General features: G+C 42.7%; 7 protein-coding genes and 1 pseudogene. 1 reads left to right on the top strand and 7 read right to left on the bottom strand.

Features of this window, described 5'->3' with window-relative positions:
* Window positions 1–191: 191 nt before the first annotated feature.
* Window positions 192–323: a hypothetical protein gene (locus VB740_RS33990; protein WP_323204223.1), complete on the bottom strand. Its 132-nt coding sequence runs from the start codon at window positions 321–323 to the stop codon at window positions 192–194.
* Between the two features lie 380 nt (window positions 324–703).
* Here VB740_RS33990 and thrS point away from each other — a divergent pair, with 380 nt between their 5' ends.
* Window positions 704–2,539, top strand: a complete 1,836-nt coding sequence (gene thrS / locus VB740_RS33995; RefSeq protein ID WP_323204228.1) for a threonine--tRNA ligase — start codon at window positions 704–706, stop codon at window positions 2,537–2,539.
* Between the two features lie 268 nt (window positions 2,540–2,807).
* Here thrS and VB740_RS34000 read toward each other — a convergent pair.
* The 6 genes and pseudogenes from VB740_RS34000 to VB740_RS34025 all read right to left on the bottom strand — a co-directional run.
* A pseudogene (locus VB740_RS34000) lies at window positions 2,808–3,752 on the bottom strand (sensor histidine kinase); the annotation flags it as partial.
* A gap of 107 nt (window positions 3,753–3,859) precedes the next feature.
* Window positions 3,860–4,819, bottom strand: a complete 960-nt coding sequence (locus VB740_RS34005; protein ID WP_323204224.1) for a GAF domain-containing protein — start codon at window positions 4,817–4,819, stop codon at window positions 3,860–3,862.
* Between the two features lie 451 nt (window positions 4,820–5,270).
* Window positions 5,271–5,423 (bottom strand): CopG family transcriptional regulator, encoded by a 153-nt coding sequence (locus tag VB740_RS34010; protein ID WP_229461849.1) that lies wholly within the window; start codon window positions 5,421–5,423, stop codon window positions 5,271–5,273.
* A 453-nt stretch (window positions 5,424–5,876) separates the two neighbouring features.
* Entirely contained in the window at window positions 5,877–7,292 is a 1,416-nt protein-coding gene (locus VB740_RS34015) for a sensor histidine kinase (protein ID WP_323204225.1), read from the bottom strand.
* A gap of 104 nt (window positions 7,293–7,396) precedes the next feature.
* Window positions 7,397–9,061, bottom strand: coding sequence for an FAD-dependent oxidoreductase (locus VB740_RS34020; RefSeq protein WP_323204226.1), 1,665 nt, complete (start codon window positions 9,059–9,061; stop codon window positions 7,397–7,399).
* Window positions 9,062–9,124: 63 nt separating this feature from the next.
* Window positions 9,125–9,334, bottom strand: a complete 210-nt coding sequence (locus tag VB740_RS34025) for a hypothetical protein (RefSeq protein ID WP_323204227.1) — start codon at window positions 9,332–9,334, stop codon at window positions 9,125–9,127.
* Between the last annotated feature and the right edge of the window lie 626 nt (window positions 9,335–9,960).

Here is a 9,960-nt window from a genome sequence, read left to right on the forward strand (position 1 = left end):
AGTCGTAAAGTCTGTGGAGCGAACATAAGACCAAATCCTCTTAGGGGGTGGAGGCAGTTGCTATGAAGCAGAAACCTAAGTCGTGAGTCTTAGGAATCCCTGACGGTTTACGGCGGGGAGGATGTCAACTTCATCCTTTATCACAAATGATGAAGAAGAATTCAGAAGTCATAATCAAGAGCATGGAAGATTCAAACCCGCCATCTAGAAGCACCATTAATATCGTGTCCGGTTAAAGGCTTATCATTATGCAGGGGGCAGGGGGAAAGAGGGCTTTCCGATTTTTGCACAGATGTGGTAACTGTAACTAATTTGCCGGACATGATATAAATCTGCATATTTAGTGGGATTCTTAAATGCTTTTGCTGATTCAGACGCTCTTGCTAGCTTACTTACCCATAGGGGTGTACGCAGACTCCTTCTCTTTGGGACACTAAGAGCGAACGCGCTGCACTATCCGCCAGTACTTCGAGCCTTCTCTACGACAGACTGCGCCAATAACACAACACAAGCTCAGTAACCATCGAACTCTAATTCATACTAAATTCCGACTCCTGTTAGCGGATAGCTAAGGTTTAGCCCATTCTGAATTCTTTCTTGAATAAAGCTGAACTGGCAAAAACCAAAGTCGTTATAGTTGAATAAGCCTACAGATTCAGATAAATCACCTTTTGTAATCACTTCGCCAACGGTTCAGCAGCCAATGTCGTCAAATTCATCAAATCAGTCACAACAGTCAGAACAAGTTGAAAAAATTTATTTACCGCGTACCAGCGAATCGGAGAACTTAAAAAAGATTCGCCACACTGCTTCCCATGTAATGGCAATGGCAGTACAAAAGCTGTTTCCCAAGGCGCAAGTTACAATCGGCCCTTGGATTGAAAACGGTTTTTACTACGACTTCGACAATCCAGAACCATTCAGCGAAAATGATCTCAAAGCCATCAAGAAAGAGATGGCGAAGATTATTAATCGCAAGTTGGCGGTTATTCGAGAAGAAGTCAGCCGTGAAGAAGCCGAACGCCGGATTCAGGAAATTAAGGAACCTTACAAGCTAGAAATCCTAGCAGATATCAAAAACGAACCAATCACGATTTACCACCTGGGGAATGAATGGTGGGATTTGTGTGCGGGGCCTCATCTGGAAAATACCAGTGAATTAAACCCGAAGGCAATTGAATTAGAAAGCGTTGCTGGTGCTTATTGGCGTGGGGATGAAACCAAAGCCCAACTACAACGCATCTATGCCACCGCTTGGGAAAGTCCAGAACAACTCGCTGAATATAAGCGACGCAAAGAAGAAGCGCTGCGGCGAGATCACCGGAAACTGGGTAAGGAACTAGGATTATTTATATTTTCTGACCAAGTGGGGCCGGGTTTGCCCTTGTGGACACCCAAAGGTACTGTGTTGCGGAGTACTTTAGAAGACTTCCTCAAGCAGGAACAGCTAAAACGGGGTTACTTGTCTGTAGTAACACCTCACATTGCCAGAGTAGATTTATTTAAAACCTCTGGACATTGGCAGAAATATAAAGAAGATATGTTCCCCTTAATGGCAGATGATCAGGAATCGGCTGCACAGGAACAGGGCTTCGTTATGAAGCCGATGAACTGCCCTTTCCACATTCAAATATATAAGAGTGAGTTACGCTCTTATCGGGAATTACCGATGCGACTGGCGGAATTTGGTACTGTTTACCGCTACGAACAATCAGGCGAATTGGGCGGTTTAACGCGGGTGCGCGGTTTTACTGTGGATGATTCTCACCTGTTCGTCACCCCAGAACAGCTAGATAGCGAATTCCTCAGTGTAGTGGATTTGATTTTGTCGGTGTTCAATAGTCTGCAACTAAAGAACTTTAAAGCTAGACTGAGTTTCCGCGATCCTGCTAGTGATAAGTACATGGGTTCTGATGAAGTTTGGGACAAAGCCGAAGGTGCAATTCGCCGTGCAGTTGAAACCTTGGGGATGGAACATTTTGAAGGAATTGGGGAAGCCGCTTTTTATGGGCCCAAACTTGACTTTATCTTTAGTGATGCCCTAGAACGGGAGTGGCAATTAGGAACTGTGCAGGTAGATTACAACTTGCCAGAACGCTTTGATTTGGAGTACGTCGCCGAAGATGGGGTTCGCAAACGTCCAGTGATGATTCACCGTGCGCCTTTTGGTTCACTGGAAAGGTTGATTGGGATCTTAATTGAAGAATATGCGGGCGATTTCCCTCTGTGGTTAGCGCCAGTGCAAGCTAGATTATTGCCGGTGGGTGATACACAGCTAGATTTTGCTAAAGATGTGGTGGCGAAGATGCGTGCGTTGGGCATCCGTGCAGAAGTTGATACCAGTGGCGATCGCTTGGGTAAACAGATTCGCAATGCAGAGAAAGAAAAAATACCCGTGATGGCTGTGGTGGGAGCTAAGGAAGTGGAAACCAACACCTTAAGTATCCGTACCCGCGCCTCTGGGGAATTGGGAGTCATACCTGTAGATGAGGTGGTGGATAAGATGAAGGATGCGATCGCTAAGTTCGAGAATTTCTAAAATCTAACCGCAGGCGCACACTAATTATAATTGGTGTGCGTTTTATTTGGTCAGTTACTGAGACTGATTGTAATTAGATTATCGTCTATATATAGGACTCATATTTGATATTTGATTTCTGAAAAAACTCAGTACAACTAAGAAGCCTTCTTGCCTATTGCCTATTGCCTATTGCCTATTGCCTATTGCCTATTGCCTATTGCCTATTACCTATTCGCAACTGATGCCCACCCAACACTGGCATTATTAATAGCGATGAGCGTCTTGATTAATTACCAAACTGCTGCTGTTTTAAAGGTATGACAATCACAAATGTTGCACCCTGATCTGGAGATGAAATACATTCAAGGGTTCCATGATGATTTTTGGTCACAATTTGATAACTAATTGACATACCCATTCCTGTACCTTTACCAATTGGTTTTGTAGTAAAGAAGGGGTCGAAAATACGTTGTTTTATTTTTTCTGGTATACCCAGACCATTGTCAGCAATTTTAATTGCAATATGATTTTTATCAATTATTTCTGTGCGGATCTGAATCACACTAGAAGATTGTTGGATTTTCTTTTGAGTGTGTTGCTTATCCCGTTCTTCTAAAGCATCAATAGCATTAGTTAAAATATTCATAAACACTTGATTGAGTTGGCCTGCATAGCACTCAACAAGAGGTAAATTTCCATATTCCTTAATAATTTCAATCCCAGGAGAATCAGGTTTTGTTTTGAGTCGATTTTCTAAAATTAATAACGTACTATCAATTCCTTCATGAATATCAACTGCTTTATATTCAGCTTCATCTAAGCGAGAGAAGTTTCGCAGAGACAGGACAATTTGCCGAATGCGCTCTGATCCTATTTTCATTGAAGATAAGAGCTTCGGTAAATCTGTTATCAAAAATTCTAGGTCTATAGCCGCAATTTCTGATTGAATAACAGTAACTGGATCGGGATAGTATTCTTGATATAGTTTAATCAGGTTTAGTAAGTCTTGAATATAATCATTAGCAGGTGTAATATTTCCATAGATGAAGTTAACAGGATTATTAATTTCGTGAGCAACACCTGCTACCAGTTGTCCCAAAGAAGACATTTTTTCACTTTGGAGCATTTGGATTTGAGTGCGTTGTAATTCAAAGAGCGTTGACTCTAGTTGTTGAGTTTGCTGTCTAAGCTGCGTTTCTGATTGCCGCAGTGCTTCTTCAGCGACTTTGCGATCGCCTGATTCTAAGCTAAAACACATCTAATTTGCATATCAAAATTTTATTAATCCCTTGTGGGGTGGGCATCTTGCCCGCCCTGATTATGCAACTTAAATGCCGATTAGCTTATTACCAGTCGCACGAAGTCAGTAATGGAGCCAATAAAACTTTCTTCTTCTAGTGTCCACTGACGCTGAGTTTCCAAATGTTCACAACAAACTACACCAATTACCTGTCCTCTAGACCAAATCCTAGCATCAAGCATTGAGGTAATTCCCAGTGGAGTTGTATAAGTTTCAGAAAACTCGCTAGTGCGAGGATCAGTATGAACATCAGAAACTGCAATTACTTGTTCTTCCTTTAGAGCTTGAAAATACCTGGGAAAGCTAGAGACAGATAATTCAAAACCATGACTGTGGCAATTATTTTCACGTTCATATAAGTCAATACATTGAATACCCTGATCTTTATCCATGTATAACCAAACACTTACACGTTCGACGTCAAGTCCCAAACTAGCTACTTCCGTTACATATTGGATGGCAATTTGAAAATCATCGTGTTGTAGTTTTTCACTTTGCACAAGTTGCTGTAGAGCATTACTATGTCTGCGAAAGCGCTTCTCTGTTTCTTGGCGTTCATGAATTTCCTGTTCTAACTTATTTACTGTCTGACGCAGCAAAGCAGTTTCAATTTTATTTTTGGAAGCAATCAGCCGAATTGAACCCACTAAAAATGAATTACCAACCTCATCGTATAATAGGCTTTTCTTAGTAGAAATGATCTGAGTTTCACCTTGGCAATCTGTGATCAATTCCTCATGTTCATCAGTCAAGGATGTGATGAATACCTGTTCATCTCTCTCCCAAAAAACATCGGCTTCTGTTTTGCAGAAGAAATCATAGTCGGATTTACCAATTAGTTCTGCACGTTCATATCCCATGAACTGACACAATGCATCATTAACGAATACCCAACTGTGTTGCCTATCTTTGACAAAAATCGGATCTGTAATACTGTTAAGAATACTCCACAGAAAAGCCTGAGAAGATTGTTGCGGAACAATGTCGAAAAACACCATCTTGCTTAATCCTCCAAGGTACTGACTTTCTTCTAGGCATGTCATCCCAAATCAGGGATGAGTAGCTCAAAAGATTGCCTAAGTTCTTCCTTAGTATGCCCAAAATGCCATTTAACTATACTACTCCCTGCCTAAGTATTGCCAGATGCTCCTCATTCGCAGACAGGGGAAGTAGGAGAGGCAGGAGAAGTAGAAAGTAGGGGAAGTAGGGGAAGTAGGGGAAGCAGGGGGAGAGAAAAAAGCTTAACTGAACTGTATTGGTGTTTTAAAGCACAACTTCTTCACTATCTAACGCTGTTGATATTTCCCTTGAAACTCCAACAGCACAACATCAATTGCCAATTTGCCAAAATCTGTAACAAGTCTGGTCTGCCATCAAGCTCATTGAAACTTTCATCCTCTCTGTTGATTAAGTTTTTATCCAGTGTAATTTTCTTTTCTTTTAGGTTTTTTACTCTTCATCTTCAGTAGGAAGAGAGCGAATTAATTCCCGAATTACATCGGTTGCTGGTCTGCCAGTCATTGAGCAATATTTTTCCAACTTCTGAGCTTCACCTGATGTGAGATTGATTGTAAGTCGCTTAACAGCCCATTTTTTATTCATAATATTAGACAAGTCAGATTTTTCAACTACTTCTCTAATATCAATCACTTAATCTGTTACTACATGGGTATTATTAATGAATTTTAATTCAAGAAATGATGAAGCAAACTAATACGTTGTTCCACATAATAGTGAAGATGTAAAGTCCATTTGAGAATATAAAGTTTAACTGCTTTCAAAGTAAAAATTATCAAGCCAGTGTCAAGACGGTATAAAATACCTTAATAAAAAATCAGTAATTTGGTCAAGTAAGTTTTTAAGTCTACAGTTAAAGGTTGGGTTCAGGAGGCAGGATAGCGCAGTGGCTTCGCTTTGTAACTCGTGACTGCCTTTAATTTGATAGATTCTGCCGTCGGTTGGCTCCACTTTAGTTTCCAAAGAGGGATCGGCGAGCATTTGAGTAAAGGTGCGATCGCACCCTTATCCTCGGCTAAATTTTATTTGGTAATAAAACTAACTGGTACTTCCTTCAAATGATTCAATCAAAGGCAAGCAGATGGTGAAACAAGTTCTGCCTGGCTGCGACTCAAATGAGAGCGTACCATGATGGCGATTTTCTACAATCCGGCGAGCGGTTTCCAAACCAAGTCCTGAACCACGCCCGACTGATTTAGTGGTGAAGAAGGGTTCAAAAATGCGCGTTTGAATTTCAGGTGGAATTCCACTGCCAGAATCGGTGATGTCAATATGAGCAAAGCGATCGCAATGCCAAGTTGTAATTTCCAGCAGTCCTTTACCATCCATTGCATCAATGGCGTTGTCAATTAAGTTCGTCCACACCTGATTCAGTTCACTACCATAGGCAAGGATTTTAGGAAGACGCTGATCGTAATTGCGTTGCACTTGGATACCGCACTTGAATTTATGAGCAAACAATCGCAAGGTATCTTCTAAACCTTGATGTATATTTACTTCTTGCTGAATTCCTTGATCGAGGTAAGAATAAGACTTCATCGCTTGCACAAGTTCGGAAATCCTCTCGGCTCCTCGCAAACCATGTTTAATCATCGACATGACTTCAAATGAGAGGGATAGCCAGCGCAATCCCATTTCTCGTAATTCAGTATCGTCGTTGCGCCAACGCTCCATCATCTGATCTAAGGTTTTCACCTCAATACCGCCTTCCGCTAAAGGCTCCGCTAATTTCCAGGCTTGCTTTACACCATAGTCTTCTAACCATTCCAGCAACACGGTTTCGCGATCGCTTAGTGTCACCGGATCTAGACGATTATTCAAAATCGCATCATAGCCCTGATCACGCAGTCTCAACCAGTCTTGAGTATGGGCTTCCTCAACATTGCGTTGCCCATAAACTAAGTTCATTCGTTGTAGCTCCAGGATGGCGGGTGGCATTTCCTCTAAAGTCCGAACGAGGGCTGAGGCTGGATTGTTGAGTTCATGAGCTAGACCGGCGGCAAGTGTCCCTAAAGCTGCCATCTTTTCCCGCCCACGAATAAAGGACTCTAGCCCCCGAAGCCGACGTTCCATAATGCGGAAGACCATCTGCTCAAAATCACGACATTCATGCAGCAGTTTGCGGAAGTCTTCTCCCTTGAGTTCATAGAGATGGCAATTTGTCAATGCCCGCATTGTGACAGGTGCAGGTTCACCTGTGAGTACTGGAATTTCACCAAAAAAGGATGGGGCTTCGTGTTGCCCGATGGGAATTTCAACTCCTTCACTGCGGCGGGTGATGTTGATTTTACCTTTGACTAAGATAAATAAGCGACATACAGGGTCTCCCTCATGGGACAACACTTCTCCGGCAGAAAGTTCAACTGTTTGAGCGCGATCGCAGACCCACTCCAAGCGCTCTTGAGGAAGCCGTTGAAACGGGTCTAAGTTGATCAATTCTTCAATACACAACATCAATTAACCTCCTTGAGGGGGCAGGGGGCAGGGTTTGCAGATTTTACTTAAAATGATAGTAATGCAACCTGCTAAGTACGGTAACTGAGTCCATCCCGCTTTAGCTAAACATTGCTCAGGTAACGGTGAACGAATTGAATGGCGATGGAGCCTTCTCCCACACCGGATGCTACCCGCTTAATTGACCCGGATCGTGCATCTCCGGCTGCAAAGATGCCAGGAACACTGGCTTCTAGTAAGAAAGGAGAGCGTTCTAAATGCCAACCTTGAGGAGATTTGCCATTATGCATTAAGTCTGGCCCTGTGAGGATGAACCCCTGAGCATCGCGTTGAATAACACCATCGAGCCAATCAGTTTTAGGGCTAGCACCAATGAAGATAAAAAGCGATCGCGCTGGCACGGTTTCAGTTTGTCCAGTTTTGGCATGGACAATCACAATTTCTTCTAAATGTTCATCTCCCTTCACTTCCACGACGCTGCAACCTGTGCAAACTTTGATATTTGCAGTAGCCGCAATCTGGTCAATCAAGTATTGCGACATACTCGATGAAAGCGACTGACCCCGCACCAACATGATCACTTTGCTGGCATACTTAGAAAAATGCATTGCTGCTTGTCCGGCAGAATTTGCCCCGCCTACCAAGTAAACCTCTTCATTGGTACAGGCGATCGCTTCAGTCATAGCAGCACCGTAATAAATTCCTGCCCCTGTCAGCTTCTCGGCTCCTGGGACATTTAGCCAGCGGTAGGAAACGCCAGTTGCAACTAAAAGTGCATGGCAACTAATCTCACTGCCATCCGCCAATTGCAGAACCCGATAAGGATCTTGCAGCTTAACTCCGGTTACTACTTGAGGAGTGAGAATTTCTACCCCAAATCGTCGCGCCTGAGTGACTCCCCGCCTAGCCAAATCGCTGCCGCTCAAGCCAACAGGAAACCCTAAATAGTTTTCAATGCGTGAACTCGTGCCTGCTTGTCCGCCCGGAGCTTCACGCTCAATTAAAACTGTACTCAATCCCTCGGAAGCGCCATAGACTGCGGCTGCCAGTCCAGCAGGGCCACCACCCACGATCGCCAAGTCATAAAATGGTCGCTCTGCCTGGGTTTGCAGTCCAATTTTGGCAGCAATCTCTAAATTAGATGGTTGAATTAATCGGGAACCATCGGGAAACAGCACCAGGGGCAATTGCTGTCTGCCATCGGCTTCTGCGTATTCTACTAATTTTTCTGCATCCGGCTCCAGTTCAATATCTAACCACTTGTATGGAATCTGGTTACGCGCCAGAAAGTCTTTCACCTGATGGGAAAAAGGCGACCAGCGATTACCAATGACTCGAATCCCTTCAAAGGGTGGGCGGAATCCAGCTAGCCAGTCATCTAGCAAATCATCCAAAACCGGATAGAGCCGTTCTTCTGGGGGATTCCAGGGCTTGAGTAAGTAATAATCAAGTCTGGCACTATTGATTGATTTAATGGCCGCATCCGTATCTGCATAGGCCGTCAGCAAAGCACGTTTCGCATCAGGAAAGATGACTTTTGCCTGTTCAAGGAACTCCACACCTCCCATCTGTGGCATTCTTTGATCCACTAAGAATAGAGCAACTGCTTCATTCCGTAATTTGAGTTGCTGCACTGCGTCTAGAGCGGTAATCCCGGAATCTGCGCGGACAATGCGGAAGCGATCGCCATACTGATGCCGCAAGTCTCGTGACACCGCTTGCAACACTTCTGGATCATCATCGACAGTTAAAATTGCTGGTTTTGCCATAACTACTGTTACTTAAAAATTACACTGCCTAGCCGTTGGATTCAAAATCTGTGATCAAAAAATCTACTGTTTAACCAGTTGTTGTAAACGAAGGTATGCCTCTTCTGGTGTCAGCGGTTCGGATTGATTTTCATTAGGTATATAAAATACCCAGGTATCGGGAAAGTAATGCACCACAAAACTTGGAATCAAACCCAAGGTTACTGCTTGCTTTCCAAGTTTCTCAGTTTGTTCTTCTAAACTCAGTTGGTCATGGAATGGGTGTTCAGGCATACTTTTTTATCTCCCTGCACTTTATTGGACTCTGGAAGAACGTTCAAAACCAGCATTGCACGAAACACCTAAAGGTGATTCGCCATGTTTCAGAATTGGCTTGAGATTTGCTGCTAGACCTGAATAATTTCAAATATACTTTCGTAGAAAATCATAAAGCTATTTTGGTCATTGACGTTAATCTGAAATTAGATTGGATAAGCCCTTGAGGCAGGAGGCAAAAACTCTTCGTGAGTCTGGATTTTGTATCTCAGTTACTTGCAAATTTATGTAACTTTTGATAGATGCTTTTTTTTAGCTTACGTGATATTTATACGAAGTTAGACACAGAAAAATATTTTTTGTGGTGGATTTCCTATGAGTATGCCTTTCAATATAGCCATATATGAATATGCTTTTCCGCTCTAATCTCAGCAATTAGACACTTGGAAAAAGAGTTTTGAATGCTTTAATCTCATTAAAGAATTTGCAATTAATTGCAAGCCTATTCTCAACCGAGTACCCGCTCGTTTTGTTAGCTTAATTATTTTTACCTAAGTACCAACTAAAAATCATGCAAAATACATTGGTTGATAAGCTAATCGGCATTTAAGCTGCATAATATAAATGCAGAGTCGGTTGAAAAT

Source organism: Nostoc sp. UHCC 0251, assembly GCF_034932245.1.
GTDB lineage: Bacteria > Cyanobacteriota > Cyanobacteriia > Cyanobacteriales > Nostocaceae > Nostoc.